Origin of the sequence: Thauera sedimentorum (assembly GCF_014489115.1) — a bacterium.
GTDB lineage: Bacteria > Pseudomonadota > Gammaproteobacteria > Burkholderiales > Rhodocyclaceae > Pseudothauera > Pseudothauera sedimentorum.
The window spans coordinates 287,259-314,257 of record NZ_JACTAH010000001.1 but is presented as its reverse complement, the minus strand read 5'-3'; the positions used below and the strand labels follow the sequence as shown (position 1 = coordinate 314,257).

16 protein-coding genes are annotated in these 26,999 nt (G+C 61.7%); 9 read left to right on the top strand and 7 right to left on the bottom strand.

Features of this window, described 5'->3' with window-relative positions:
* Window positions 1–117 precede the first annotated feature (117 nt).
* The 9 genes from IAI53_RS01370 to IAI53_RS01330 all read left to right on the top strand — a co-directional run bounded on the left by IAI53_RS01370 (window position 118) and on the right by IAI53_RS01330 (window position 5,624).
* Window positions 118–1,500: a tyrosine-type recombinase/integrase gene (locus IAI53_RS01370; RefSeq protein ID WP_187716375.1), complete on the top strand. Its 1,383-nt coding sequence runs from the start codon at window positions 118–120 to the stop codon at window positions 1,498–1,500.
* Window positions 1,501–1,570: 70 nt separating this feature from the next.
* The gene (locus tag IAI53_RS01365) at window positions 1,571–1,849 is read left to right on the top strand and encodes a type II toxin-antitoxin system RelE/ParE family toxin (RefSeq protein WP_187716374.1); all 279 of its coding nucleotides are present in this window, start codon (window positions 1,571–1,573) and stop codon (window positions 1,847–1,849) included.
* A 9-nt stretch (window positions 1,850–1,858) separates the two neighbouring features.
* Window positions 1,859–2,146 carry a HigA family addiction module antitoxin gene (locus tag IAI53_RS01360; RefSeq protein WP_187716373.1) on the top strand — a complete coding sequence of 96 codons (288 nt, stop codon included), beginning with the start codon at window positions 1,859–1,861 and terminating at the stop codon, window positions 2,144–2,146.
* A 115-nt stretch (window positions 2,147–2,261) separates the two neighbouring features.
* Window positions 2,262–2,747, top strand: coding sequence for a hypothetical protein (locus IAI53_RS01355; RefSeq protein WP_187716372.1), 486 nt, complete (start codon window positions 2,262–2,264; stop codon window positions 2,745–2,747).
* Between the two features lie 114 nt (window positions 2,748–2,861).
* Entirely contained in the window at window positions 2,862–3,098 is a 237-nt protein-coding gene (locus IAI53_RS01350; RefSeq protein ID WP_187716371.1) for a hypothetical protein, read from the top strand.
* Window positions 3,095–3,487, top strand: coding sequence for a helix-turn-helix domain-containing protein (locus IAI53_RS01345; protein ID WP_187716370.1), 393 nt, complete (start codon window positions 3,095–3,097; stop codon window positions 3,485–3,487). Before IAI53_RS01350 ends, IAI53_RS01345 begins: the two co-directional genes overlap by 4 nt.
* 9 nt (window positions 3,488–3,496) lie before the next feature.
* Window positions 3,497–4,249, top strand: coding sequence for a helix-turn-helix domain-containing protein (locus tag IAI53_RS01340; protein ID WP_225433231.1), 753 nt, complete (start codon window positions 3,497–3,499; stop codon window positions 4,247–4,249).
* Between the two features lie 10 nt (window positions 4,250–4,259).
* Window positions 4,260–5,039: an ATP-binding protein gene (locus IAI53_RS01335; RefSeq protein WP_187716368.1), complete on the top strand. Its 780-nt coding sequence runs from the start codon at window positions 4,260–4,262 to the stop codon at window positions 5,037–5,039.
* A gap of 258 nt (window positions 5,040–5,297) precedes the next feature.
* Window positions 5,298–5,624 (top strand): HGGxSTG domain-containing protein, encoded by a 327-nt coding sequence (locus IAI53_RS01330; protein WP_187718015.1) that lies wholly within the window; start codon window positions 5,298–5,300, stop codon window positions 5,622–5,624.
* 300 nt (window positions 5,625–5,924) lie between these two features.
* On the opposite strand, the gene IAI53_RS01325 is transcribed toward IAI53_RS01330, so the two are convergent.
* From IAI53_RS01325 to IAI53_RS01295, 7 genes are all read right to left on the bottom strand, one after another.
* On the bottom strand, window positions 5,925–6,743 hold the full coding sequence (locus tag IAI53_RS01325; RefSeq protein ID WP_187716367.1) for an HNH endonuclease: 819 nt from the start codon (window positions 6,741–6,743) through the stop codon (window positions 5,925–5,927).
* Window positions 6,743–8,521 (bottom strand): GmrSD restriction endonuclease domain-containing protein, encoded by a 1,779-nt coding sequence (locus IAI53_RS01320; RefSeq protein WP_187716366.1) that lies wholly within the window; start codon window positions 8,519–8,521, stop codon window positions 6,743–6,745. Before IAI53_RS01320 ends, IAI53_RS01325 begins: the two co-directional genes overlap by 1 nt.
* Window positions 8,522–8,649: 128 nt before the next feature.
* Window positions 8,650–9,984, bottom strand: coding sequence for a deoxyguanosinetriphosphate triphosphohydrolase (locus IAI53_RS01315; RefSeq protein WP_262407732.1), 1,335 nt, complete (start codon window positions 9,982–9,984; stop codon window positions 8,650–8,652).
* Window positions 9,985–10,044: 60 nt separating this feature from the next.
* Window positions 10,045–13,842: an RNA-directed DNA polymerase gene (locus IAI53_RS01310; RefSeq protein WP_187716365.1), complete on the bottom strand. Its 3,798-nt coding sequence runs from the start codon at window positions 13,840–13,842 to the stop codon at window positions 10,045–10,047.
* A complete protein-coding gene (locus IAI53_RS01305; protein WP_187716364.1) occupies window positions 13,839–17,696 on the bottom strand; it encodes an Eco57I restriction-modification methylase domain-containing protein in 3,858 nt (1,285 codons plus the stop codon). The genes IAI53_RS01310 and IAI53_RS01305 overlap by 4 nt, the downstream gene beginning before the upstream one ends.
* 27 nt (window positions 17,697–17,723) lie before the next feature.
* Window positions 17,724–20,573: a DUF8741 domain-containing protein gene (locus IAI53_RS01300; protein ID WP_225433106.1), complete on the bottom strand. Its 2,850-nt coding sequence runs from the start codon at window positions 20,571–20,573 to the stop codon at window positions 17,724–17,726.
* Between the two features lie 806 nt (window positions 20,574–21,379).
* Entirely contained in the window at window positions 21,380–26,674 is a 5,295-nt protein-coding gene (locus IAI53_RS01295; protein ID WP_187716363.1) for a DEAD/DEAH box helicase, read from the bottom strand.
* Window positions 26,675–26,999: the final 325 nt, after the last annotated feature.

Below are 26,999 nucleotides of genomic sequence, written 5' to 3'. Positions count from 1 at the left end.
TTTTCCAGAGTTTTCTAGAAATTCACATTGATCGGCATTGAACGACATTGGTAGAATTTGGCTACACCGTGGCTACACGGGAGACGCCGTGTAGCCAAACCAGCCGGAGCCGATGCCATGCAGCGCGAACGCCTGACCCCCGAGCGCATCCGACGCTTCACGTGCCCAGAGGGCACGAAACAAGCCTTTCTGTGGGACACCGAGGCACCCCGTCTTGCCGTGCGCGCAACCGCCGGCGCGAAAGCCTTCATCTTTGAGAGCAAGTTGAACCGCCGCACCATCCGCGTGACCATCGGCGACGTGCGCGCATGGGCTCTTGAGGATGCACGCACCGAGGCCCGCCGCCTGCAGACCGAAATTGATCAAGGCACTGACCCGCGCGAGGAAAAAGCCGAACGCATCGCCGCCAGCGAAGCCAGACGCGAGGAGTTGCGCCGTACCGAAGCATCGGCCCTGGAAGCCTGGAATGCCTACCTGCAGGCCCGCTGCGCCCGCTGGAGCCCCCGCACCCTACTGGACCATCAGCGCCTCTCCGATCCCGGCGGCAAACCCAAGACCCGCGGACGCAAGAAGGGGGAAGGCGACACCACGCAGCCCGGCATCTTGCTGCCCCTGCTTGCGCATCCGCTCAAGAAGATCGATGGTACCGCGGTGCGTGCCTTCCTGAAGAACGAAGCTGCGCGGCGTCCCACCCAAGCCAAGAACGCCTTTACTCGCCTGCGCGCCTTCCTCAACTGGTGCGCCGAGCGCCCGGAATACCAGGGACAGATTCACCCCGACGCCTGCACCAGCCGAGCCGCCCGCGACGAGCTCCCCAAGCGTGCCCCGAAGGATGACTGCCTGCAGCGCGAGCAGTTGCGCCCGTGGTTCGCCGCAGTACGCGCCCTGCCCGCAGTGCCGGCGGCCTACCTTCAGTCTCTGCTGCTGACCGGCGCCCGCCGGGAGGAGTTGGCCAGTCTGCGCTGGGAGGATGTGGACTTCCAATGGAACAGCCTGCGTATCCGCGACAAGGTGGAAGGAGAGCGCACCATTCCGCTGACCCCCTTCGTGGCCGGCCTGCTGCGCGACCTGAAGCGCCGCAACGACACCCCGCCGCCGCAGTGGCGCATCCTGCACAGCCAGCGCATCCAGAACGACCTGAGCACCTGGCAGCCGTCCCCCTGGGTGTTCAGCAGCAAGACGGCCGCATCCGGCCGGCTGCAGGAGCCCCGCGCCGCCCATAATCGGGCGCTGACTGCCGCCGGCCTGCCGCCCCTGACCCTACACGGCCTGCGCCGCTCCTTCGGCACGCTGGCCGAGTGGGTGGAGTGCCCGGCGGGCGTGTCCGCACAGATCATGGGGCACAAGCCGTCCGCCCTGGCTGAGAAGCACTACCGCCGCCGCCCGCTCGACCTGCTGCGCGTCTGGCACACGAAGATCGAGGGCTGGATTCTGGAACAGGCCGGCATCGAGCAGCCGCGGCAGCAAGAGGCCGCGCCCGCCGTGCGTGGGGTGGCCTGACTGGGCAGGCTGTTGCCGGCAAATTGCCCGCCTTGTTGACAATCGTTAATTTACAGCCTACACTCCTCACATGATCAAGACCTTCCGCCACAAGGGCCTAGAAGCCTTCTTTCGCACGGGAAGCAAGGCCGGCATCCAACCCCATCAAGCCGGAAGGCTGCGTGTGATGCTGACCGCTCTGGATTGCGCGAAAGGCCCTGATGACATGAATGCACCGGGGTGGAGACTGCACCCGCTGGAACGCGACCTTGCCGGCCACTGGTCTGTTTGGGTTAACGGCAACTGGCGCATGACATTCACCTTCGAAGGCGAGAACGCCGTCTTGGTCGATTACCAGGACTACCACTAGGAGCACAACATGAGCAGGATGCACAACCCCGCCCACCCCGGCGAGGTGCTGCGGGAATGGATCCCCGAGGACATGACCGTCACGCAGGCCGCCAAGGAGTTGCAGATCTCCCGCGTGATGCTTTCCAAGGTGCTGAACGGGCGCGCTGGCGTCACCGCCGGCATGGCGCTGCGTCTGGCCGCATGGCTGGGCACTTCGCCTGACCTATGGCTCGGGATGCAGACGCAGTTTGACCTTTGGCAGGCCGAGCAGCAGCCCGCGCCGGATATTCGGCCCTTGGCGCGGATTGCCGCCTGACCACCTGAGAAAACCTGAGTTCTGTCGCGCCTACTCCGACGTAAGGAAAGCCGGAATCCCATGCCAGGCTGGTGCGGCGCCTGCTTCAAGGTGCAACGATGACGGATCGGAAAGAATGAAGTGGGCCGATGTCAGTGACTCCGACCTGCGAGGTGCGCTGAATGTTGTCCAACATGTACAACATGCTCCGGATGCAGCGAGGAACCTGATCGAGTACTTCCACGAGCGCTTCAGCAACGAGATGCCGTACAACCAGGAGGTGCTCCTCGCGTTCGTCAAGATGGCCTTTCAGAGGATAGTGGACGACGGATGGAGCGCAGACCAAGCTTTCGGCCTGGAGCGGAGGCGAGGTCACCATCCCCGACCCGACACTACAGAGCGCGATGTGATGGCCGCAGTGCTAGTCATCCTCCACCTGAGGAAGAACTGGAAATGGCTTGAAGCACTGGAAGCTGTGACCGGATTGCTATTCGAGGACGAGAACCGGGGTACTTCAATCGTCAGGGATGCCTACGCGAAGTATCGAGATGTGCTCGAGAGCCTCCCCGATGAAGCCCTTGCCTCTATGGCTCCCGCGGGCACTACGATCATATCGCGCTGATACGATCGTTTAGAGCGCACACAGTCCAGTAAATACGGTTGTATCCGCCAACGTTCCGCAGCCAACCAATCCCGCGAGGCGCGAACGTTGGTTTTCCGAAAGGAGAACCAGCGGATGCAAACGAACACCATCCAGACGACCTGGCGCAATGATGCGCCGCTCACCCCGGAAAGCACCTACTCGACCGAGCAGGCTGCCGCCATCCTCCACATTCGTCCGAACACGCTGCGCGTTGCGCTCTGCCGTGACGGCGCGTACATGGGCGTGCACCCGATCAAGCGTGCCAACCGCTTCCTTGCATGGCCCGCGAACGAAATCGACGCCCTGGCCCGCGGTGAGGTGGTGAAATGAAAACGCCGACCTTCGCAGAAAGGCCGGCGTCTCTGGACAACGCCCGCGGCCAGGCGGGCGAAGTCGGCACTGCTGAAACCACTCAGGGCCAATTCTCGTACCCGCGACCGACCTCGGTCAAGGGTCGAGTTCTTGCCGATCTGCTGGACGGCCTGCACATCACGCACATGGATGTCTGGAATCGGCATGGTTCGAGCCGCGCCGCGCACCATGTCCTGCGGCTGCGCCAGGCCGGCTTTCCGGTGGAAACCCGCGACATCATCGTTCCGACCCGCGACGGGCGCAACGCGTGCATTGCCGAGTACAGCCTGCCGCGCTTGACGATCGAGCAGGCCGGCGAGCGTGGCCGCCGCTTCGTCGAGGCAGCTCGGGCGGGCGTTCGGAGCTGACCGGTGAACATGAAAATTTTCAGTATCGTCCCGATCGAAGTCTGGCGCGACAAGCGGCTGACCTTGGAACAGGTCCGTGTGCTTGGCGTGCTGCTCTCCTTCCGCGCGAAGACCACCGATACGGTGTGGCCGTCCCGCAAACAGATCGCCGAGCGGTGCGGCATGAACGTCTGCAACATCTCGACCGCGACCAGTTCCCTGGAACGCCTAGGGTGGTTGCGTAAGGACGGCAAAGGCGGCCACTCCAAGGCGACCCGCTACACCATCACCGTGCCCGATCTGGAGGGCTCCGGAACGGTTGCCTATTCGGCAACGGTTGCCCCTTCGGCAACTTCAACGGTTGCCCACTCGGCAACCCCACCCGTTGCCGAATGGGCAACACGCAAAGAACAGACCACCAGAACAAACCATGTAAACACGCCCACACAAGGACCGCTGCAATCCGGTTCGGCAAAGGCGAAATTCGACCCGCGCCAGCACCTTCTCGCCCTCGGTGCTGATCAGCAGACCGCAGATGACTTCCTTGCTCTCCGCAAGGCCAAGCGCGCACCGGTGACCAAGACAGTCGTTGCGGACATCACGCGCGAGGCGGGCAAGGCTGGCATCAGCCTCGACGAGGTCCTGCAGATCTGCTGCGCTCGCGGCTGGCAGACCTTCCGCGCGGATTGGCACTGCAAGGGCGGCAACCGCACTGCTCCGCGCCCAACCCCCTCCCCCGAAAACTTTGCCTCGGTCGACTACGGCCAAGGCGGCCCGATCTGAGGACTACGAAATGCAGACCTTTTCCGATCAACTGAATGCAGAGAGGAAGACTCGCACCGCGCGGTGCGACAAGCACGGCGACTACGTGAGCAAGCAGTTTGCCGGCGCGCTCTGGAGCAAGTGCCCGCGCTGTTCCGAGGAATACGAGCAAGCGAGGCGCGAGGCGGAGCTGAAGGACGAAGAGACGCGGCGCGTTCGCGCGTGGCAACAACGGCTCGGGAATGCCGGCATTCCTGAGCGCTTCACGACCCGTACGCTCGACAGCTACCAGGCAACCACCGACGGACAGCACCGCGCCTTGGCGTTCGCACGTCAGTATGCCGACGACTTCGAGCACGTTCTCAAGACTGGCCGCAGTGCGCTGTTCGTCGGCAGACCTGGGACCGGCAAGACGCACCTCGCGGTCGGCATCGCGTTGCAGATCATGGCCGCTGGCCGAACGGCGCTTTTCACCACCACGCTCAGGGCAATCCGTCGCATCAAGGACACGTGGGGCAAGGCAGCCGAAGAGACCGAGGCGCAAGCCGTAAGTGCGCTCACATTTCCGGACCTCCTGATTCTCGACGAAGTCGGGATGCAGTTCGGTAGCGATGCCGAGAAGCTGATCCTGTTCGATGTGTTGAACGATCGATACGAACAGCGCCAGCCGACGTTGATGCTCTCGAATCTCGCGCCCGACGCGATCAAGGGCTATCTCGGGGAGCGCATTTTCGATCGCCTGCGCGAGGACGGCGGTCAGTTGATCGTCTTCGATTGGGCGTCTGCCAGAGGTCAAGGGCTCAATGCGTAAGGCTCCCAAACCACACTATCCGGCCGCCGCAAACACCGCAAGCTCGAGCGAGAAAAGGCGCGTTTGCGAATGTCGAATGATGGACGGATGACGGGCCAATGCCCTGTTCTTGCACTGGGAGAAACAACGTGACCGACTCGAAGAAGAGTGGCTGGGAAAAGGGCCAGCGCAGCAACCCGAGGGGGCGGCCCATGGGGGCGCGAGGAGGATCCGGACACGTGTTGCAGTACCAGGCGGCAGTGCAAGGAGCGTAAGACCATGACCACCGAAGCCAAGAAGGATCCCGAGCGCGACCGTCGCCGACGGTGGCGCGCGCACCACATTGAGCGCGAACGCATTGCCGAGGAATGGCGAAAGCGCGGCTACCAGTACCCGCCACCGGCCTATCCGCCCATACCGGATGATCTGCTTAACCTGACGTGTGGCGCGCGAACCAGAGCGGGAGCACCTTGCAAGCACACCGTGATTTATGCGAACGGGCGCTGCAAGTTTCACGGCGGGCTGAGCACCGGACCGGTGAGCGTCGAGGGGAAGGCACGGGCTGCTTTGAACGGAAATGCACCGAAGGGTAAGCGAACCCCATGAGAGAGTAGGGAAAAGTTGGAATTTGGGCGTTACATGTAGCGCGGTCGATGACGTCATGAAACGCGACGCCACATCCCTTGCACGATGAGAGGGCCAGCAAGCCCATAACGAGAAATAACGTTCGGCCGGACTCGTTTGTGTCAAAGACGGGGATCGTCAGGCCGCGCAGCAGCACAAGCACAGCTCCGGCGCCAACAGCCGCCCGCAATGCGAGCAGGCGTTGGCGTTGCGTCTAACACTGCCGCTGAAACCGGTGCATTCTGCAAGGCCGCTCGTGCCTGCCTCCACGCGTTACTCAGATCAACCGCAGCCAGCGCCACCCCGGAACACTCTGGACCGGTGCCACCGCAAGTACTCCCGATGACCGTCGGCAAGTGATTCCGCCCGCGCCTCCACTCCGCCCATCCCAAGCAGTCCCCATTGGCGGTCACTCAACTGCGGAGAACGCAACAGTTGCCCCGCATCGGAGAAGGTCACCAGGCCCCTGTCGAACAGGGCATCCAGGTGCGGTGCCAGCAACAGGCCGTTGAACACATCCAGGCGCTCGGCATCGTTCTCGCAGTCCGCCCACGGTTTGATGTGCGATGCGCGCAGCACCTCGACCACATCCAGGCCCGTCACGGCGCACCGCCCGCCCCAGTATTCAATCAGCGACCGCCGGAAGATGTCCTGACCGACGCGCTGAACGACCTCGCGGACGGCTTCCGTGCCGCTCGGAGGCGTTCGAGTCGCCGCGACGAACGCCCTCAGTCCCTCCTGGTGAACGACGCGCGAAACGGCGGCGACCCGCAGCAGGATGCGGTGCAGCCGCAGGTACCCCTCCACCCCATCAAACCGCAGCGCCCAGGGCCCCGGCTCCGCAGACGGTTCCAACCCAAGCTCAACGCCAAGCCGCTGCCCAACCGCTGCATCAGACAAGCCGAGGCTGTAGATCCCGGGCTCCTGCACGGCCAGCCCCACCCAAGCGGGAAAGGCAGTCGAACGGAAGAGTGTCCAGCTTCCCTGCTGCTCGGGCGTCAGGTCGAACCCCGCATCCGCCGCTGCCTTTGCAACACGCGTCTGCTCAAGAGAGAGCTCTGCCGAGCCTTCCTGAGCAGGAGACCCGAGGATGGCTGCCATCAAGCCTCCGTCCCGACCAACTTCTGATAGCCCTGCTTGATGACCTGCGCAATCATCGGCCGCCGGGCAACCAGGAAGCTCTGGTAGTCCATCTCCTGCCACCCCTCTGGTAAGGCATGCCAGTGCATCATGGCCTTGAGCTCATCCGAGGAGAACCGGGCCGCGTACTTGGGCCAGTACTCCTTGGGCGGGATGTCGGAGATGGCAATGTTGTCGTCCCATTCCACCAGCGCATAGTTGGCAATCTGGTTGGTGTCCCGCAGCTCCTTGACGCCGATCTTGTGCAGGTAGCGCTTCGGAAACAGGTGGTGGCGCTCCAGCGGTTTCTTGTTGCCGATGGCCGGCGGGTCGAGCAGATCGGCAACCTTGCCTTTGGAGAACAGCGCTTTTGCCTCGCACAACACCAGCGCGGCGTAGTAGGCGAACAGGCTGGGACCCCGCGCCGCCGAGGTGGCCAGCGCCAATGGCAGCGACTTGGCCCAGTAGTCGTCCGTCAGCGTAGCCGCCTCCACCTCGCTCAGCGCCCGCACGAAAGCCTTGGGGTCGTTGCCTTCGGGCAACAACTTCAGGTCGGTTTCGTACTGGGACTCGGGCGAGCTCGTATACCGCCCGGTCAGCAGCGACATGAACAGCCACCGGGCCACCGCCTGCTTCAGCGCAAAAGGCTCCACGCCGAATTCAGTCCGGCCGATGAGGTAGAGCTGGTACGCGAAGATGAGCGCGCCCTCCGAACTCACATAGCGCAGGTGCCGATAGCCCGCCGCACGCACCACGTTAAGGAAATCGGCCCAGTGGGTGAGGCTCAGCACCTTCGCCTGCGCCGCCTTCAGGCGCTCGAACTGCTCTGCACGTCGCAGCGGGCAGAACTCGCCGGTGCGCAGATCCTTGCCGCGCAGAATCGAATACACGTGCTCAAGCCGGCCGCGCCGGAAAGCCACGCCGACATCGACCCGCAGCAGTTGGTCGGGCTCGGGCTGAAAGATGGGGTTCAGCGGGTTGGGCCCGTTTCCGGCGAGCGGCTTGCGCGTCGCCACGCTGAAACGCTCCAGGTCGGTGCGCCCTTCGTCCCAATGCACCGACATCAGCGTGAGAATGAAGTCCGACTGGTTGAGCTTCTTGCCCTCGCTGTTGATGCGCACGAAGACGTCGGCCACCTGCTCTTCGTTGGCGGCCTGGGTGAGCTCCAGGGCGACAAAGGGGAAGCCGCTCAAACCCACCAAGCGACCGATGGCATCGGCCACTCGCTCCTCCTCTTCATCGCTCAGAGAGCCCCCGGTCGCCTCGCGCGCATTCCGAAGACGCTTGACGTATTCGTTGATGGTCTTGTGCGAAGGCCGCGCAAACACTTCGGAGATATCAGCGATGAACTCCGGCTGCTTCTCGGTGGTGGCATCCGGCACTGCAAACTCGCCTTTCAAGGGATTGAACGCAATCCGGATGTACTCGTGCTCGAAGTTGTCACGCAGGACGGGCTCCCTCATCACCACCGCGTACAGCGAGGTCAGGCGCTGCTGGCCGTCGACGATGAGCAGGGACGGCGCCTTCTGCTTCTCACCCTGGCCGATGCCCTTGGTACCAACCTCCTCCGCCCCCGTCTGCCAGAACAGGAAATACCCGACCGGGTAGCCCTTGTACATCGAGTCGAACAGGTCACGGACCTTGGCGTTCGGCCACACGAACGGCCGCTGGATGTCCGGCAGACCGATGACGCCAAGCTTGATTTCATTCAGCAGCACGCTGAGCGTGTAGTTCACTTCCTTGAACAGGCGTTCGTTCATTCGCTTACGGTCTCCATCTCGTACTCCCAGTCCTTTGTCGCCGGTTCGTTGTCCTATGCCATTTTCACCAAATCGACCACCCAGAGCCCACACTCTCGGGGAGCCGCTCACGTACCACATACAATCAGTCACGGCAGGCTTATGCCGTGAATCCTCTGATACATCATCAAGGCGAACGAGTCGGTCATCCCAGAAACCGCATCGCTGGCAACCAAGGCGCGTTCGTAGAAATCCAAGTCCTCTCTATAGCTCCCCTCTGGAAGCAACCTGAGCATCGTCTTCGATTTGGGAGATGCTTTCTTCCCACCCCCTGATGCATAGTCGTCTATGGCCGCCAAGAATGCATCAAGCAGCCCTCCCAGGACTTTGTATCCGCACGCCTCGACTTCAACGACGGCGCGAGCCGAGTAGACCTTTTCGCGAGCGAGGTCTTTGAACGCACGAAACTCAGCTGCGTGGGCGACGTGACTCATGAGGTCGTCGTCGAACTCACCCGTCAACATGGCTTCCTCGCGCTCAAGGAATACCGCCACGACTTCCCGAATAGCAAGGTCAATCGCCTTGGCTCTCAGGTACTCCACCTTGTGCTTGTTGGAAGGAATGTCATCCAAACGGCGGAGAGATGGTTCGTCGAGTACGCCTTCAAATAAACACCGCACCTCATCGAAATGTAAGCACCCCGTTCGGAAGCCATCTTCGACATCCATGATTCGATAGCAAATATCGTCTGCAGCTTCCATCAGGAACGCAAGTGGGTGCCGATACCAAGCGCCGTCGGCCTTTTCAGGCAGTTCCAGAACTTCGGCAACCTGGCGAAAACTCTCTTCGTCCGCATAAAAGAAACCGAACTTCTTACCGCTGATGCCGCCAGTCCCCGGCAAGTCGACAACTGACCTGCGCGGGTACTTTGCAAACGCTCCGAGCACCGCAGCAGAAAGCTGCATACCTCCAACCTGGCTTGGGAACTGAAGGCGCGTAAGAATTCTAAATCCCTGCGCATTCCCTTCGAATGACTTCAGGTCCTCTTGACGAGCATCCTGCATGCCTCGCCCCGACACGTACCTCCCGTCAACATCGGGCGACCGGAACCAATCCTGGATGGCTGACTCTCCGGCGTGCCCGAAGGGTGGATTGCCAATATCGTGCGATAGGCAAGCAGCAGCCACAATGGTCCCGAAATCGGAAACTTGCAGCCCCGCAGAATTCAGTTCCGAATACTTCTTTAGCAGCACATCACCGACCATCACACCGAGAGAACGCCCAACAGATGAAACTTCCAGGCTGTGCGTTAATCGTGTACGAACATAATCGTTCTTTGCCAAAGGAAACACTTGCGTCTTGTCCTGCATTCGCCGAAACGCAGATGAGAAAAGAATTCGGTCATAATCACGTTGAAAGGGGGAGCGAGGCCCACAGAACTCAACACTTTCGTCGAGACGACCTATCCGGCGCCCCGACATCAACGCCAACCAAGAGTTGCCAGCCAATTGCCTCTCCTTGAAACCAGAACACCAAGCGCTATGTCAAGGGCGCCGACCTAACCCTGCCGGCGGCGTCTTGCCAATTCTCTCCTTCACCCGCTTCATTACCGTTACTGGCGAAACTGCAGCCCTTAGCGCGGGACCAAAGTCATCCATCTCGACATCGAACACCGCAATCACAAGTTGATTGCCCCCATGAGAGTGAGCAATCAATCGCTTGTGTTCGATGTCATACGGCGCCTGGGCCGTCGAGCCACCATATTCGCCACAGTTCGCAATAAGTACGTGCTGGTACATGTGATAACGAAGTGCCGAGACCATGCTGTCGAAGGTTTTCACGTCCTTGTTCATCGCCGCGACGACAAACATATGCGTTTCGTCCCGCAGGTCCGCGGCTAGCGCAAGGTCGGTAGCGTCGTAACAAATCGCGCCAGAGATTCGATATGGTCGTTCCCTTTGGCTCTGTAACTCGATAACCACCTGATGCGGCCTCCATGGAGACACGCCCAAATAGCCCTCCTCCTCTGTGAGATGCCACTTCCCTTGGTCTACCTCGACCCATGAACGCCTCCCACCACGCCTTTGCGGAACAAGCCATCGAGCAGCATTGACAGTGCCCGCTGTTCCAGCGGTCGTCGCACCCACTAGGCCATAGAACAACATCGCCCCCGTGGCATCCGAGAATGCACGCATGATGTCTTGGTCATCGACATGGACTGCAAACTCAGGAAAGATGACCAAATCAACTCGTGGACTGGTTTGAGGCCCCAAAACCGCATCGCGGGCTTGGATGTGACGGTACGCGAGATGCAATAGCGTCGCAGTGTGATTACGATGACGCTCCCGGTAGGCTGCAACGCTGAGCCCCTCAAGCCCATCTCCGAAATCCGAACTCGCGGGCATTAGACCCTGCACTTGAACGACTCTCAGGCAACGGTTATCCCGGAGCGGCCATTCGACAGGGTATCGATAAACTGGAATATCTGAACTGCGACCGTAGATTTCCGACTGCACCTCTAATCGCGCCGAAACCAAGCTTGCGAAGCTCTCGACACTGTCACGGTCAGAGAAGAGACTCGCTCCATTCACCTCCGCTATGCCTGGCCACCTTAGCAGTTCCAGCAATAGAGCGGAAAACCAAGGCGTGATGGCAGAGGTCGTCCCTACCAGCGCGGTCGAAGTGTGGAGCATGCCTGTCCGCCGACTTTGCCAAGTACTCCGGATGCCACGATACCAACCCGCCGCATCCTCGCTAAGGAGCCAGTTTCGTGCGGTGAAGTCCGGCTGCCCTGTCGCTGCGGCCCTCAGGAGTCTCCCAAAGGCGTACATCCACCCCTGACCTTTCGCACACCACGCTGGTGTTTCGTAAGCCGGGTCAGGATTAGACGTATCCAACCATTCGAGTCGCAGCACATCTTCTCTTGGGTCCTTGAGCCTGTCCCAATCACTGCAACACACACGGAGGCTTGCCGGCGTTAGCTTATGGGGATTCTTCAGAGCAGCCTTCGGCAAACTGGTCAGCTGCCTTGCGAGTTGCAGGAGAGCGTTCTCTTCGGAAAAGACCGCACACGGATGTGTAATAACCTTGAGGAACGGAATCCATGTATCCGTATCAAGTTGAGTTGAAGAGGATGACCGGCGGGAGTCGAGATAAGCCCGGAGGTATTCAGGCACAGAACGGCGTCTTCCGCTCCGCACAAGTGCTGCGAGGAGGTCGTGGTCAGCATGCCCTATCAGCCGAACTGCTTCAGCCACCTGCAGCCGTGGGCGGTCTCTTGAAAAATTTCGGAACCAAGCAACGTAGCGTTTGTGGTCCGGCGCAAGCTGAAACCCGACCAATGAAACAGCGACCTCATCGCGCGCGGGCAATTCTCGACAGCGGCTTTCTCCCGCCACGTAGTCGTTGAGCGCACGATGAAAGCACAACTCGCATATGGAGGGCAGCTCATCCATCGGGATGCCAGACGAGGCCAGCAACAGTGCAGCCTGTTGGTTGACGTACCAAGGCACTCTCGAACCGGTCTCAAGAAGCCTCCGCGCTAGACGAACAAGGGTAGCCCGATAAGCCTGAGCATCGCCGATTTCGAACGCAGCATCACGGGAAGCCCTCCTACCCGTTTCCGTCGCCCCTGCCTTGAACAGTTCAGCAAGCACGTAGTAGACGACCCGCTCTTCGTCCTCCGGTACGTCTTGCTGGTTTAGTTTGCTCGTGATGCCCTCAATGACCGGCTCCAACAACGTGGGGCTGGGGAAAAGGTCCATCGCATACCGCAATACCTGAACAAGAGAAGGATTGACCGACCAAGCGGCAACCAACCGGCGCGCGGTTACCTCGAAGTCATGAAGCAACGCATCCTTCGCCGTTCCGCCCTCCGGCAATGCTTCCGCAAGGTTGGTCATGCTCCGACGCATGCGGAGGGACCTTGTCAGGCGATACGCCGAGAACCGAGTCAGCGTGTCGTCCCGGACTTCCAGCTTGGGTCGCGCCACGGACTCCAAGAGAGGTGATGCAGCGGAGTCGCCCGGCGAACTCGCAGTTGCCGCGCCGAGCTCCGCCAAGGCAAGAAGGCCATTCAACCCAGCCTCGACCTGTTGCAGCGCGACCACATCGAAGGGCCCACTCAACTGATGTTGAAGCAGTTTCATGCGTGCAGCGGTCCCTGCGTCGCCGCCCACAGCCCGGTATGGCTCAACCTCGGTCTTTTCCGGATTGATACGGAGACGCCCCGCGCCAGTCGTCGCTTCCAGTTGAGCTTGGACCCATTGGGGGATGACCTCCCGAATCAATGCTTCAGGAGTTGGCCAGTCTCTCACTGAGACGACCAGACGCAGGTCATCAACGTACCGGCAGTAATCGTGAACTGTTACGGGTTCATGTTCACCAACGGAGCCACCCGCACTGGCAATCGCCCCCACTGCTTCATCGAACTCCAGCATGTAGGCATTCGCCAGAAACCCGCTGGCCAGAAGTCCTTGAGGCAAACCAGCAGGAAGAACAGAGTCTCGGAAGAGTCCCTGCAGGTCACGGTCTGCTTCTCTCCACGTAAAGCTTAGAATTCTCCTCAGCAAGCGCCAAAACCGAGTGTCCGCAGCCGGAACATCCGGATGGCGTCGACGATAGCTGGAATAGGTTTTCTTGAGCTTGTCGACCAACAAGCCTAAATCTACGTTGTCATAGAAGGCGCTGAGGTCCAACTTGACGATGAAGACGGCAGCATCGCGATGCTCGCTTTCAGCCTTGCGCGCCAGTACATTTGGGCGCTCAACGAACTGTTGGTAGTCTTGGAAGTATCGACTGTAGGACGTTGCGTTGCCCCAAGAGAAGTGGGCTCGCCGGTTGTCATCCGACCATCTGCAGTAGAGCCTGTTGCCGTAACTGAACACCCCGGCGGAGAGGGCTTCCTCAGCTGACAAGGTCGTGTTCCCCTGTGCGCTTTCGATGCAATCTGCAAGACACAGCATCGCAGCGGTGGAAACAGTCTGCTCGCGGATGCCAAGGTGGGCGAGTGGGCGAAGAACGGGACGACCACCATCTTTGGTCGGCGCAGCTCCCCAGCCGCCAGAGAACTCGGCACCGAATCCCCATGCGCCATTCTTTGGGGAAGGAACCAACCAGGCTGGGTTCGGACGATAACCCCCATCTTTTAGCTCATTCGACCATTGCCCCAGTTTCGAGTCCAGGTCGAATGCCGAACAATCCAGCTCAAGGGTATCGGCGTACCAGTTGTGTCGGCGGATGTATGTGTGAGACTTCTTCCACGCCTGCGCGAGCACCACCACATCGTGTAGCAAGCTCGCTCGCGGGGCCAGAACCCGATATTTATCACGAACGATAGTCATGCAGCTGTCCGCCCCGCCCAGTCCTGTTCCATTGCATCCCACGCCGCCAAAACCAGTCGCCGCGTGCGGTACTCGCCGAACTCGCGCAACTCATTGTTCTTGAGCACCCGGAAAGTCTCGCTGGGGTAGTCCTCGCCCATGACGTCGGCGGGGTCGAGGATGTAGCGGAGTTCGTCGCGGGTCAGGCCGTAGAGACGGGCATAGTAGGCGTCGAGTTCGGCGCGCAGTTGGGCGCGGCGCTCAACGTTCCAGGGGAAAGGCGGACCGTCGTAGCCGAGGTCTGCCGCCCAGGGCTTCAGGTCGTGAGCGGTGTAGGTGAGTTCGAGGACGCGGGGGAGAATAAATGCTATTTCACCCTCACCATATGCAGAACGCGAAATAAACGGGAGCTGGTACGTTATGTAATCCGACAGATGTATTGAGCCAATCTTCTGCCTCGCAATGAAGTCAAGCACCAGTGAATTCAAGTTTGCGAGAAAGCAAGCCGAGAACTCCGCACCGTGATTAAGAAAACCGACACGGATGGTGAAGTCGGTTGCAACCCTTGGGATGACAGAAGCAATTACAGTTCGCTCATCGGTCGAGCGACAGACGTCCCGCCACGCAAGCAGCCACTGCCTGGATCCATCGCGCCCGTGCAACTCTGACTCAACGACAGACCTGTCAATATAATACCGACCAGCAACAAGAAAGGATGGGTCAGTCTTACCTCTATCATCAGATCCCGCACCATAGCCAAACCAGCGATGATCGTACTGGTGAAACATTTTCGCTTCAAACATTCGAACCCTCGAGCTTCCCGGGCTATTCGAGCAAAGAGCAGCAACCTCCGGAACACCCATATTGAATATTCTTTTTATATCAATGCACCAAGGATTCTCCAGAGAGTTTTTATTCGACAAAACTGGCCATTTACGATAGATGGCCATTGTCAGCTCTGAATCTCGCTGCGTTCTAAAAACAGGCAAATTCATAGTATTAGGATTAATCAGGGAAAAATCCTGTGCCCTCAAAACAAAACGTCTTCTGCCGTCAGCCAAATCGGAAACACGCGTTGCGAAACAGGCAAGCTCTGTTGCTTCAGAACTCCCTAGCGTCACGAGACTAAACTTATAGCTCCGATGGACCTCTTGGAAAATCCCATCCCGATTCTCAAAGTCAAACAAACTTACAAGAAGCTTGCGCTCGATAATACTCTCGAATAGAAATTTGCTACTGTCGTCAGTTGCAAATCCGGTAGGGACGATAAAGCCAGAGCGCCCTTTAGCATCCATCAGGTGCGCAATAGACTCCACAAAGAGGCCGAAAAGATTACTCCGACCGATGCCTGCTTTAGGGTATCTACCTGACTCCTTGAAGAAGACATTTAAGGACTCTTGAAAGCGGCGGGCCTTCTGATATGCCGACCAAAGCCTGGGATTCCCCACCCTCAGTTCAGAAATCGCTCGCTTTCTGTGGTCAGAACGCATTCCAGAAATGGAGGGCAAAGTCGCGCCGAAGTACTCTTCATCAGTGAATTGCGAGACCTCCCACGGCGGATTTCCCAGCAGCACATCGAAGCCACCCCGGGCCTTGACCTGAGGAAACGCCTGCCACCAGTGGAAGGCTTGCGCGGACTGGGCGGCCGCATGGGCCGACTCGGCGATGCCGGGGCGCGGGGCATCGCCGTTCAGCACTAACCACAGGTCCTGACTGGTCGGCATGCGGGCTTCCGTCTCCACGGTCTTGGGCAGCACGAAGGCGGCTACAAAAATATCCGCCGCCAGCCGGGCTTTGGAGGCAGCAATGCTTGCTTCCAGCGCCGCATGGGCGGCGCGCTTGGCCTGCAGAGCTTCCAGCGTATCGTCCGGCAGGGCCTCGAAGCTGGCGGCGTCGACGTTTTCGTCCAGGTCCAGGCTCAGCATCTGGCGGGATCTCTCCTTCGCCTTGACGATGCTCTTCAGCGCGTCACGGTTGGCCTTCTTGATGCGCTTGACCACCTCCTTGTCGTCGCCGGAAAGTGCATTGAAGGCTTTGTCCGGGATGCCGTCTTGCAGGATGGCTTCATCCAGCACGCCGAGCAGGGCATCGCCGCAGCGCAGGTGGGCATCGAGGAAGGTGAGCGGCCGGTCGGGGGTGTAGGCTTCCAGCCAGAGGGCGGTGCGGGCGAGTTCCACCGCCATGGGGTTCTTGTCCACGCCGTAGATGCAGTGGGCCACCACGTCGCGCAGGGCATGGCGGAAGTCCTGCTGGCTGGGGTTGCCTTCCGGGGCGCGCAGCAGGGCGACTTCATCGGCGATGCGGCGGGCGGCTGCGAGCAGGAAGTGGCCGGAGCCGCAGGCCGGGTCGCAGACGGTGAGTGCCAGCAGGGCCTGGACCGGCTCCTGCGGGTTCTCCGCCAAGGTGCGGGCGATGACCGGCTCCAGGGCGCTCTTGATGAGTTCCTGCACCAGGCTGTCCGGGGTGTAGTAGGAGCCGGTGAGCTTGCGGGCGTTGCCTTTGGTACTGCCCTCTTCCTCGTCGCCGACGAAGCCGAAACGGCGCGCGCCGCCGGTGAGTGTGACCTGGGGTACGAGCTCCAGCAGGCTCTCATACACGCTGCCGAGCTCTTCGGAGTCCATGTCGCGATAGTTCACCCGCGAGAGCGCCGCCCCATCGCGGAAGAAGCACAGGCTGAAGAGGGCAGACAGCAGGGCCTGGTTTTCCAGGCGGGCGCAGTCCAGGTCCGGGCATTGGGCGGCTTCGAAAAGCCCGCCGAGGGCGGGCAGGCCCAGCGCCGGCTGACCGCGGCCCAGGCCAGCGAAGGTGATGGTGAGTACCTGCCACAGGTCGGCGTGGCGGTCGTAACTGCGACGGCGGGCGGCGAGCTGACGCAGGCGGGTCAGGCTGTAGCCGGACAAGTAGCGTTCGCGGGCTTCCGGGGTGGCGTCCGGGGCGAAGACGAGTTCGCGGTCTTCGATGGTGGCGAGGAAGATGAAGCGGTAGATGAGGCGCAGCAGTTGCTCGAAATAGGCTTGGGTGCTGAGTTCGCCGGCCTCGATGCGGCGGCGCAGCTCGGCGTTGTCCTTGTGGGCGAGGAAACCGGTGCCAAGCGCGCGCAGGGCTTCGGTAACGCCTACCCGCAGGCGGTCGCGGGCGCGGATGCCGTCTTCCTGCGCGGTGTTGCGCCAGCGCTCCAGGGCGCAGTCGGCGGGCTCGGCGCCGACCTTGCCGAAGCGCGAGGCATGGGCGAGCAGCCACAGGGCGGTGAAATCCGGGTAGAGGCCCTCATTTAAGATGGCTTCCAGGTCGGCCTCGATGTAGGCCGGGCGGGTGAGGCTGGGGTTGTCGCGCAGGATGCGCAGCTTGAGGCCGTTGCTGACCACGGCCCACAGGCAGTCGCTGCTGGCGTTTAGATATTCCTGGGCGAGCAGGAAGGGCGAGCGGCGGCGCACGCCATCGCCATGGCGGGTGCTGGGTTTGTCCAGCCCCTGGTCGTGGGCGGCGAAAACCAGCGGTACCCTGCCCTCGCCGGCTGCAAAGCCAATTGGAAAGATGCGCTCATCCAGGGTCACTTGCCCCACCGGGCGCATGTCTGCAAAGCCCAGCACCTGGCGGCAGAAGGGTTCGAGGAAATCGCGCACCGTGACCGCGTGGCTGTCCACGTCCGACCGTTCGCGCCGGACAGAAAAATCCTGCCAGAGGTTCTGGGCAATCTTCCAGTAGCGACCGACTTCGTCGCGCAGCTTGAGACCGCGGGGGATGTCGTAGTCGGTTTCGTTCTGGTCGGACTTCGCGTCCAGGTGGGCGACCTTGTTGAGGAAGTCCGGTGCGAGCAGCGCGCCTTCGATGGACAGGGCGGCAAAGGCGAGTTCGTGGTTGTTACGGCGAGCCATCTTCTTGTCGATTCCTGTTTGCTGGCATCAGGCCGGGATGAGAACGAAGACACCCATGACGTCCACCGGCAGGCTGGGCGTGACCCGGTATTCACCGCGCGCATCGGACGCCACCCGCACACGACGATGGTCGTCGAGCAGCTGCTGGGCGCGGGCACGGGCGAGTGTTTCCAGCGTGGGCTGAAGCTCCGGCAACTGCGCCAGCGCGCGCTGGATGTGCTGGTCGCGCAGCGGCGGCGGCATGTTGCGGGCAGGCTCGGCGGCCATCAGGGCGCGGGCGGTAGCCTCCGCCAGCGGAGTCGCTTCGCTACCGGCCTCCAGACCGACCGTGAGGGTTTCCTCACACAGCAGCAGGCGGGACTGACCCCGGTGGCTGACGGTGAGCTGGTGGCGCAGGCGGACCAGCAGGACGGTGGTGCGTGTCTCGACGGCCTCGGTGAAGATGGCGCCCGCACGGGCGACTGCGTCGAGTGCGCTGTCGGTTTCGACGGCGGCATCGTCCAGCGCAGTCTCGAGCAGGAAATCCGCCAGCACCGAGACGAGCGGATGGGTGCGATGGATGAACTGCGTGCCCGGCGCCGGCGGCTGATGGAAGTCGATGCGCAGCGTACCCGCGAGCCCCTCGCCCTCCAGGCGCTCACGCACTGCCGAGGGCAGGCTGGAGGCGTGGAGTTTCCAGTGCGTCACGCCGGCCTTGGTGGTCTCTTCCGGCGGGGCGCCGAGCTGCTGGGCGGCCCGTTTGACGAAGCGCGCCACATCGGCCTCGCCACCGAGCACGGCCAGCGTCTTCTGCCATTCGGGCAGCACATCCTCGGGCTTGAGGCGGCGTTGCGCGAACAGGGTGCGGTTCTTGGCAGCCTTGTCGCGCGCCGAGGTCCACGCGGTGTCGATGGACTGCTCGGGGTCTCCAAAGTCGAGGCCCAATTGCGGCATGCGGTTAGTCGTTGTGCCTTTGCGCAACAACACGGCGCCGACCAGAGCCTGGGTGAGTTTGCCTTCGTCGTCGGGCATGGGCACCAGCACGCCGAGCTCCTTGCGGATGCTCTCGGCCTTGCGCAGGATGACCTGCAGCACCGCACCATCGACCGGGTTGTCCTGGCCGTAGAGCATGGTGGTGCGCACTTCGCGCGCCTTCTGGCCGAAGCGGTCCACACGGCCTTCTCGCTGCTCGTGGCGGGTGGGGTTCCACGACAGGTCGTAGTGCACCACGGCGGTGAAGAGGTTCTGCAGGTTGATGCCTTCGGACAGGCAATCCGTTGCCACCAGAATGCGCTGCTCGGCTTCACCCATGGCTTCGACGGCGGCTTCGCGCTCGGCAGGGGCAAACTGCCCAGTTACCGGCGTGACCTGATGGTTGCGGAAGACAGTGCGCAGATGCTCGGCCACGTAGTGCGCGGTAGCGATGTAACGGCAGAACACCACCGGTTGAAACCCGGCTTCGGTGAGCTCCTTGAGGTGTTCGATGAGGTTCTTGAGCTTGGGGTCCTTGGATGGGCCGGCCAAGCCCGCGGCACGCTCAATCAATTCGGCAAGACGGGCGCCGTCTTCGGTGCGGGCTCCCGGTTCGATGTCCTGGGTGGAGAGGTCGTCCTCGACACCGTCGAGCACCCGCTCGCGGCCCTGCTCCTCTGCCTCTTCCTGCGTGAGTTCGATCTCCGCAGCGTCAGTGTCCTCACTCGGGGCAGTGCCCTGCAAGCGTGTGCGCAGGGCATTGACGGCCGCGGCTGGCGAAGAGGAGATGCAGCGCAGCAGGGCAAGCGCAGCCCACCAGCTCATGCGTTGCTGCAGGAGTCCCTTGCCCTCGGCTCGCTCGACCAGGTCGCGGGCGTAGTCGAGCACCTCATCGAACAACCGCCCCCACTCACCGGTGAGCTTGTAGGTGATTTCAGCCGAAAAGCGCTCGGGAAAGACATTGCGGTCATTCCACTCTTCGATGTCCGGGCGGCGGCGCTGTACGAAGTGGTTGGCGAGCTGCTCGCGCAGCGGACGGCGGGCGTCCGGGGGGATGTCCTTGAGTTCACGGAACTCCGGGTGAAGCAGCCCGAGCAGGTTGTAGAAGGCTTCCTCGTCGCCCGAGTGTGGCGTGGCGGTAAGCAGCACCATGTGGCGCGACCTGTCTTCTGCCAGCCCCTTCAGCAGGGTGTAGCGCTTCTGCTTGCCCTGGCCGCTGAAGGTGCAGGTGTGCGCTTCATCAACAATCACGCACTCCGGGCAGGCGCGCTGAAACTCGTCCCGACGGCGGTCGGACTTGATGTAGTCCAGGCTGACCACGGTGAAGGGATAGGCTTCGAACACCGACTGGTTCGCTGGCAAGCCGCGCTCCAGGCGGTTGGCGGTGGTGTTGCGCACCACAACCGCATTGATGTGGAAGCGCTCCTTCAGCTCGCGCTGCCATTGCTCGCACAGGTGCGGTGGGCACAGCACGGCCATGCGATTGATTTCGCCACGGTCGAGCAACTCACGGACGATGAGCGCGGCTTCGATGGTCTTGCCGATACCCACGTCGTCCGCAATCAGCAGGCGCACCACCTCGTGCTTGAGCGCCATCAGCAAGGGCACCAGCTGGTAGGCGCGCGGCTCGACAGCGATGTTGCCGAAGCTGCGGAACGGGCCTGCGCCGGTGCGCAGCTTAAGTTGCAGTGCATCACGGAGAAGTTGGCCTGCGGCGAAATTCGATGCCTGCTCAGCCGTGGGCCAGGGGAAGGTCGCCGGCCCTACCGGCCCAGGTTCGATGGGCAGGTAGATGAGCGTGGCGTCGTCGTCGGTAGCGCCGAGCGGGCGAAGATGCAGGGTGTCGTCGGAGGACTGTGGAAGGACTATCCACTCGCGGCCACGGGCCGAGACGAGGGAGCCGGGTTGGTACTGAAAGGTCATCATCAAAACCCAAAATCATGCAAATCGTGCCCGAGAACTCGATACTCAATCTCGATGCACATAATCTTCATACCACTCATCGAGAGCCCTCTCATTTCCCGAGCTTCCAGAGGAACTCCACCGCAGGCTTGGCGCGTCTGTCGGGCGCGCTTCCGCAAGTCTTAGTTCCGGATTGGCAATCCTCCTTCCTCCGTCAGAAAACGCCTTCCCACCAGGCGGCCGAGATAGAGACTCATCACGACGGTATCGCTCAATTCCGTTCTCAGATGGGCGAAACTCTGCAAAGAACACGGGGCCACGCCGTGATGCGGGAACTTCAACGTCTTCTCGGTATGGCAGGGCATCTCTGGCGAAAAATAGCCTTCCTCCCAGTGAGAAGTACCATGCGCTGTACTCTGGGTCACGTAGCCTAGAGTGCTCCAACCACTCCCTGAATCTCTTGTCAGCTTCGGGGGAAAGCTGCATGGCACTCCCAACATCTGCCTGAACGCATACCCCGGCATAAAGCGCCCTCAAGAGCTCGAAGCAATCATTCGTTTCGGGAAGGCTATACCCCATTGAGAACCGCACACAACGTCCGCGTAGGTCTGGAGCCGCGTAAGCGCCATCGAGCGAGGAAAACGCCAGTCTTGGCCCAATAAAGGCAATCCACCGCTCTTCATCCAGAACAGGCATAACACGAAGCCCCTCATAACCATGACGGTGCAACGTGCCGACAGCAGACAGGACTCGCTGACAATTCTCAATAGAGGTAGTCACACGCCCCTCCAATCCCAATTGGACCGACACCAACACGCATCCCCGAAGAGCTAAGCTCCAAAAAGGCCAGCATGAGCCTTGAAGACCTCAGGCCAGTGGTGGGTATCCTTGGGGAAGCGAACAACGTAATAACCGGCGGCTTCCAGGCATGCGTTGATGGCGGCATCACCCTCGGCCTGAGAGGCCGTCTCATGATGCGGTCCATCGATGAAGACCGCGGCCTTCCAGTCCTCGTAGAAGAAGTCCGCCGAAGCCTGGCAACGCTCGATGGTGTGCTGCCCCTGGTCGGGCAGGCGATAGCCGTGCTCACGGACATAGCTCAGCCACGTCTGCTCCAGAGAACTTCCGGAAACGCGTTCCAGCTCACCAAGCTGCGCCTCTGCCGTACGCCCGAAGCTGCCTGCTTCGCCCCGGGCCTTCGAAAGCTGGCAGAGGATGTCGAGCACCTTGCCGTCGTTGTCGGCGTCCTGCCGGTCGATGTTCACGTGATCGGGTTGGTTGTAGTAGGAGAGCAAGCAGCGGTAGCAACCAGCCTCGCAGATGGGCTTGCCATCGGCGTCGAACTCTTCATCCAACTGCTCTCTGTTCCAGGCTCCCGACTCGGGGCGGCGGAAGTGCATGATGGCGAGCGCTTCGCCAGCGACCCTGGCCAGCGCATCGGGCTCGGTCGCGAGGCGGGTCAGCACACCGGCCCCGCCTTCGGCCGATTCGTAGAACAGGATTGAACGGCGCAGGTCGGCCTTGGGCAGCGGTTCGGCCATCAGCTCGCTCTCTTCGAGCTGATAGACCGCCTCGATGCCGCGCTTCAAGGCGTACTGCAGCGTCGCCATGGTCTTGATGTCAAGTTCTTCGAGCGGACGCACGATGAGCACGTTGCGCCGGTCTTCCACGTAGGGAACGATGCGCTGCGGCGGGGTCTTGTCCGGTGGGGTGTCCGGGTCGGGCTCGCCAGCCTCTTCCGCGCCGCCGACCCAGTGGCCGGTTACCGGGTTAATCATGAAACCGAGGAGGCTTTTCTCCTTGCGGCGCCGCCAGCCCAGATTCATGCGCCACACGGTCGCAGCGGGGCCGTACTGGAGCTCCAGCACCGGCGTGTCACCTTCCTTCATGACTGCGTGCATGACCTGCAGGCGTCCATCCTGCTCGCCGAACTGGATGGTGGTCTGCATCTCGTAGCCCTGTCGGGTGCGCTCTTCCTCGTTGGCGGTAATGCGCTCGGCACGTTTGGTCGAGACGTTTTCGATGCGGTAGAGGTTCTGCACGGCGACGGAGTCGGCCAGCGGGGCGTTGCAGGACACGCAGCGGTCGGCATCCCGCTGGTTGCGGAAGTGGCCGTAACCGCAGGCGGGGCAGATGCGCGCCACTTCGGTGCTGAGCTTGGCGCCGACCGAGACCTGGTCTTCCGCGCCGACCGAAAGCATGGCTCGCACGACGCGGTACTGGCTGCCCTCGTGGTAGATGAGGCTGTAGGGACCGAACTCGGACAGGGCCAGGAAGCGCGGGCGGGAAAGGAAGTTCTCGCGGCCAATCTTGCCTTTGCGCGCCGGGATGTAGGCCATCAACGGCAAGCGGGGGAAGTTGTAGCCGGGCAGGAAACCCTGACTCGCCAGATAGCGGTAGGTGTAGAAGTCGGAGTTGGCTGAGCCCGATTCCTGCAGCAGCAGGGTCTGCTGGCGGAAGGCTTCGTCGTGGCGTTGCTTGGCATCGCGCCGGTCACGTTCGCTCGCGGCCGGGTTGTTCATCACCTTCTGGTTGATTTCCATCTGCCGCTTGGTGGCGGCGAAGAGGTCGCGCCAGCGGTCGAGCGCCCGGTCAAAGGACTGGAAGGCGCGACGGAACACCTCATCGGCAAAGGTCGGCGTATGCCAGGGGGCCTTCTCTTCGGTGAGTTCGTCCTTGAGCATGGCCAGCACACGCAGGCCGCGCTCATGCGCCCGCTTCTGCGGCGCATCCGCATCCATCTGCTGCCGGTAGTCGTCGGTCAGCGGTGCGGCGGGGTCGTTCATATCGAGCAGACCGCGCACGCTGTTGTCGAGCTTCTTGCCGGTTTCTGCCAGCCAGATGGCGTGCAGGTGGCTCTGGATGAGTTCGCGGTTGGCGAGGTCGAGCGTGGGCGGATTGACCTGGCCATGGACCATGCGCACCGGATCGCGGAAGAAATACTGGTCGTGCGGTGACTGGGCGGCGCAATAGGTGATGACCAGCGCAGGCTGGCCCGCACGCCCTGCCCGGCCGCTGCGTTGCGCGTAATTGGCCGGCGTGGGCGGGACATTGCGCATGTAAACGGTATTGAGCGAGGAGATATCGACGCCTAGTTCCATGGTCGGCGAGCAGAACAGCACCGGCAGCCATTCCAGCGGCTTGTTATTCGCGGCCTGCCAATCGTCGCGGTCTTTCTGGGTGAAGCGGAAGCGGGCCTCGCGCTCCAGGCGCTCATCCTGCTCGACCTGGGCGGTGTGTTCGCGCGCCTCGAAATCGAAAAGGCGATGCACCGGGTCTGCCAGCATGCCGGCGATGTTGCCGTACAGGCTGCGGAAGAAGGCGTTGTCATCCGCGCCCTTCTTGCTCTTGCCCTCACCAAGCGTCCATAACAGGCCGGTGCCATTGAGCTGATAGCCGGTAATGCCGAACTCGGTCTCCTCGGACACCACCAGACCATAGGACTTGGCCGCCTTGAGCAGCGCCTTGATGACCTCTTCGCATTGCTCGTCCTTGAGCTTGGCGGCATGCGGGTTGTCACTCTCGTCGGCTTCGCGCCAGTTGCTCGGGCGTTTCAGCTCCCGGCCAAGTTTGGAGCGGGCACTGCCGGAAACGAGATACTCGACGTTCCGACGGTCTTCGTCACGGGGCTTGGCGCCGACGATGAACCAGTTCGAGGAGATGGGATTCTCGTCCTCGGAGAAACCCCAGGGCTCACGCAGGTTGGCGTAGCTGGAGGTCTTGAGGCGGTCCAGCTCACTGCGGTCGAGGTAGCGCGACGCAAGGCAAAGCCCTTGGCGCATGGCGTCGAAAAGCATGACCAGGAGCCGTTTGCGGACGTCGGGCGACGCCGCCTGCAAGGCGATCGGCGCCTCAGACCATTCCCCCGCGTCAGCCGCCAGTTCGTCGAGGTCCTGATATTCGATATGAACCAGGCCCAATTGCTCAAGATTGGGGTTGTTGAAGCGCCAGCCACGGCGCAGGTCGAAGTACACCCGGTAGCCAAGAATGGCGCGCATGATGTCCTGCACCTGACGCCGGGCGTTGCCCTTGATATCGGGCTCCTGCATGTACTCGGCACGCACGCCCGGGTCATCGCGGTCAAAGCCAAGCGACTTGAATACGGCCTCGGCAACCTCACCCTCGTTCAGGCTGCCGCCAGCCTTCTGGACTGCTGCGAAGAGCGCGGCTCGCTGCAGCAGTACCTGCAGGAAATCGTTGAAGTGTCCGACCTGCAGCGCTGCATCCTGTCGGTTGTCGGTGAAGCCCAGGACCTTCTTGGCCTCTTCCTTGAGTTGCTCGTCTTCCTCGTAGAGGTAACGCAGCGCCGACAACGTGAGCATGGTGGTCGCCGAACTGCGCCCCTCGCCAGACAAGCCGGTGAGCCGCAGCGACTCCTTGCCTGCGGTCGGATGTACCACTCCGCAGCGCAGGCAGAAGCCGAAATTGCCCGGGATGAACCAACCGGTCATACCGTCGCCGGTGTGCCGGCCTTCAGCATCGACCCTGACATGATGGGGCTGGCGCTTCTTGTAGTTGGAGCGCAGCTTCAGGTCGCCGTCTTTCTTGGGCTCCAGCCAGGTCTCAGGATAGCGGTCCAGCGTGTCGTTCCAGACGCCCGTCGTGTCTGGCATGAAATAGCCGTTCTTGACGTCTTCGTCATCGTGGCTGCGCTCCTCGATGTTGCGCGGATTGAACACGCGACCGTTTGAGCTGTTCTCGTCCCAGACCGGGATGTACTCCTGCCCACATTCCCGGCAGAAATGCAGCGCATAGAGCCGGCGTGCGCGGTCGCCCGGGACGAACTGGCTACCCTCCAGGGTGAGGTAGCGCCGCCCGGCAGGTTCGAGGGTGCCGTAGACCTTGCTGCCGCCCGAGATGAACTGGTGGAGCTTGAATGCAAAGAGGCTGCGCCCGCCCTCGGAGGGCGGCTTGTCGGTGGTGCGGTAGGCGAGCAGCAGGAAGTCTGCCAACACCGTTCTGGCCTGGCCGATATCAACACCGGCATCCGCTGCCAACAGGTCGGCGGCAACATCCAGCGTAATGGGACGGGCGCGGCGCCACTTCCCCTCGTCGCGGGTCAGCCCCAGCGTGAGTTCCACCCAGACGGCAAGCGGGTGCTGGGCGAGCACCCCGTAGGAGGCGGACTCGGGTACCCCAGCACGGACGGCTTCGGCAAGTTGTGGTCGCACGTGCTCGACCAGCAACTGCTCGGGCGTGACCCGCTGCAAGGTTTCGGTGATGACACTGGCGGCCGTGATGCGGGTACCAAACAGGCGGCTGGCCACCTCAGCAACCTTTTCGTTCTTGGCCTGCTCGGTGCCTTCGGTTGCCATCGTTGCCGAAGTGCCGATGCACTGCAGGTTGTCGGAGAGCGCCTCGCGTACCCGACGCACGAGGAGCGCAACATCCGCCCCCTGGCGACCACGGTAGGTGTGCAACTCATCCAGCACCAGGAAGCGCAGGCCCTTGGCGTTGCGGATGACGGCCTTGTCCTTGTCATCCTGCCGCGTCATGAGCAGTTCGAGCATCATGAAGTTGGTGAGCAGGATGTCCGGCGGGTTCGCTGCCAGCCTCTGCCGCTCTTCATCGCTCTCCTGGCCGGTATAGCGACCGTAGGTCACGGGCGGATGGTCACCGTAGTCACCAAGAAATTTGCCAAGTTCCTCAAGCTGGCTATTGGCGAGCGCGTTCATCGGGTAGATGACGATGGCGCGGGTGCGCGGCGTGGGGTCAGCTACCTTGGCCTTGAGGATGGCGTCGACGACTGGGATGAAGTAGGCCAGCGACTTGCCCGAACCGGTACCCGTGGTCAGGACGTAGCTCTCACCACTCTGTGCGAATCCGATCGCCTCTTCCTGGTGCTTGAAGAGGGTGAGCGACACACCCAGGCTCGAAGCCGACTTGCCGGCGCGGAAGATGCGCCCGCACTCCGGGTGCAGCGCGCCAGCGGTCACCAGTGCTTCAACGGTGCCGCCCGCCTTGAAGTTGGGATTGACCTGGACGAGCGGTGCCGGCCAATAGCGCCCGGAGTTGTAGGCGTCGTCGACGAAGCGCTTGATGTCTTCGGCGTGGATACGGGTGAAGCTGCGGGTGAAGGCCGCGTAGTCGGCAACAAGTTTTCCGCGGAACTCGAAGACGTCCAATCAAGCCTCCCTAAAGCCCTTGCCCATCAAGCCCCATAGAAAGGAGCATCGGCATTCATACGTATTTGGCGTGCAATTGTACGTGGATTCGTGGCAGCAACCCTTGGCACGAACGCAGTCGAATGACATTCGATCGCTAGGCTTATGTCCTTTGGCTTACTCGACCATCAGGGCAACGGCACGAAAAGCGGCTTTCCCTTTCCCCCGGCGTTGCAGGATCGGGCCGTGAGCAAACAGCAAGCGCCCGAGGACTTCAGGACACGCGGCAACCCGCTTCGATACGCAACGTTCTTGCGTAAAGGAGGGCACTCATGTGGCATGGGAT

Coding starts and splice junctions, on each gene's coding strand:
- IAI53_RS01350 (WP_187716371.1), top strand. CDS start 2,862: ATGCAAACGAACACCATCCAGACGACCTGGCGCAATGATGCGCCGCTC.
- IAI53_RS01305 (WP_187716364.1), bottom strand. CDS start 17,696: ATGGCTCGCCGTAACAACCACGAACTCGCCTTTGCCGCCCTGTCCATC.
- IAI53_RS01335 (WP_187716368.1), top strand. CDS start 4,260: ATGCAGACCTTTTCCGATCAACTGAATGCAGAGAGGAAGACTCGCACC.
- IAI53_RS01370 (WP_187716375.1), top strand. CDS start 118: ATGCAGCGCGAACGCCTGACCCCCGAGCGCATCCGACGCTTCACGTGC.
- IAI53_RS01365 (WP_187716374.1), top strand. CDS start 1,571: ATGATCAAGACCTTCCGCCACAAGGGCCTAGAAGCCTTCTTTCGCACG.
- IAI53_RS01300 (WP_225433106.1), bottom strand. CDS start 20,573: ATGATGACCTTTCAGTACCAACCCGGCTCCCTCGTCTCGGCCCGTGGC.
- IAI53_RS01320 (WP_187716366.1), bottom strand. CDS start 8,521: ATGAACGAACGCCTGTTCAAGGAAGTGAACTACACGCTCAGCGTGCTG.
- IAI53_RS01325 (WP_187716367.1), bottom strand. CDS start 6,743: ATGGCAGCCATCCTCGGGTCTCCTGCTCAGGAAGGCTCGGCAGAGCTC.
- IAI53_RS01345 (WP_187716370.1), top strand. CDS start 3,095: ATGAAAACGCCGACCTTCGCAGAAAGGCCGGCGTCTCTGGACAACGCC.
- IAI53_RS01340 (WP_225433231.1), top strand. CDS start 3,497: ATGAAAATTTTCAGTATCGTCCCGATCGAAGTCTGGCGCGACAAGCGG.
- IAI53_RS01360 (WP_187716373.1), top strand. CDS start 1,859: ATGAGCAGGATGCACAACCCCGCCCACCCCGGCGAGGTGCTGCGGGAA.
- IAI53_RS01330 (WP_187718015.1), top strand. CDS start 5,298: ATGACCACCGAAGCCAAGAAGGATCCCGAGCGCGACCGTCGCCGACGG.
- IAI53_RS01310 (WP_187716365.1), bottom strand. CDS start 13,842: ATGACTATCGTTCGTGATAAATATCGGGTTCTGGCCCCGCGAGCGAGC.
- IAI53_RS01355 (WP_187716372.1), top strand. CDS start 2,262: ATGAAGTGGGCCGATGTCAGTGACTCCGACCTGCGAGGTGCGCTGAAT.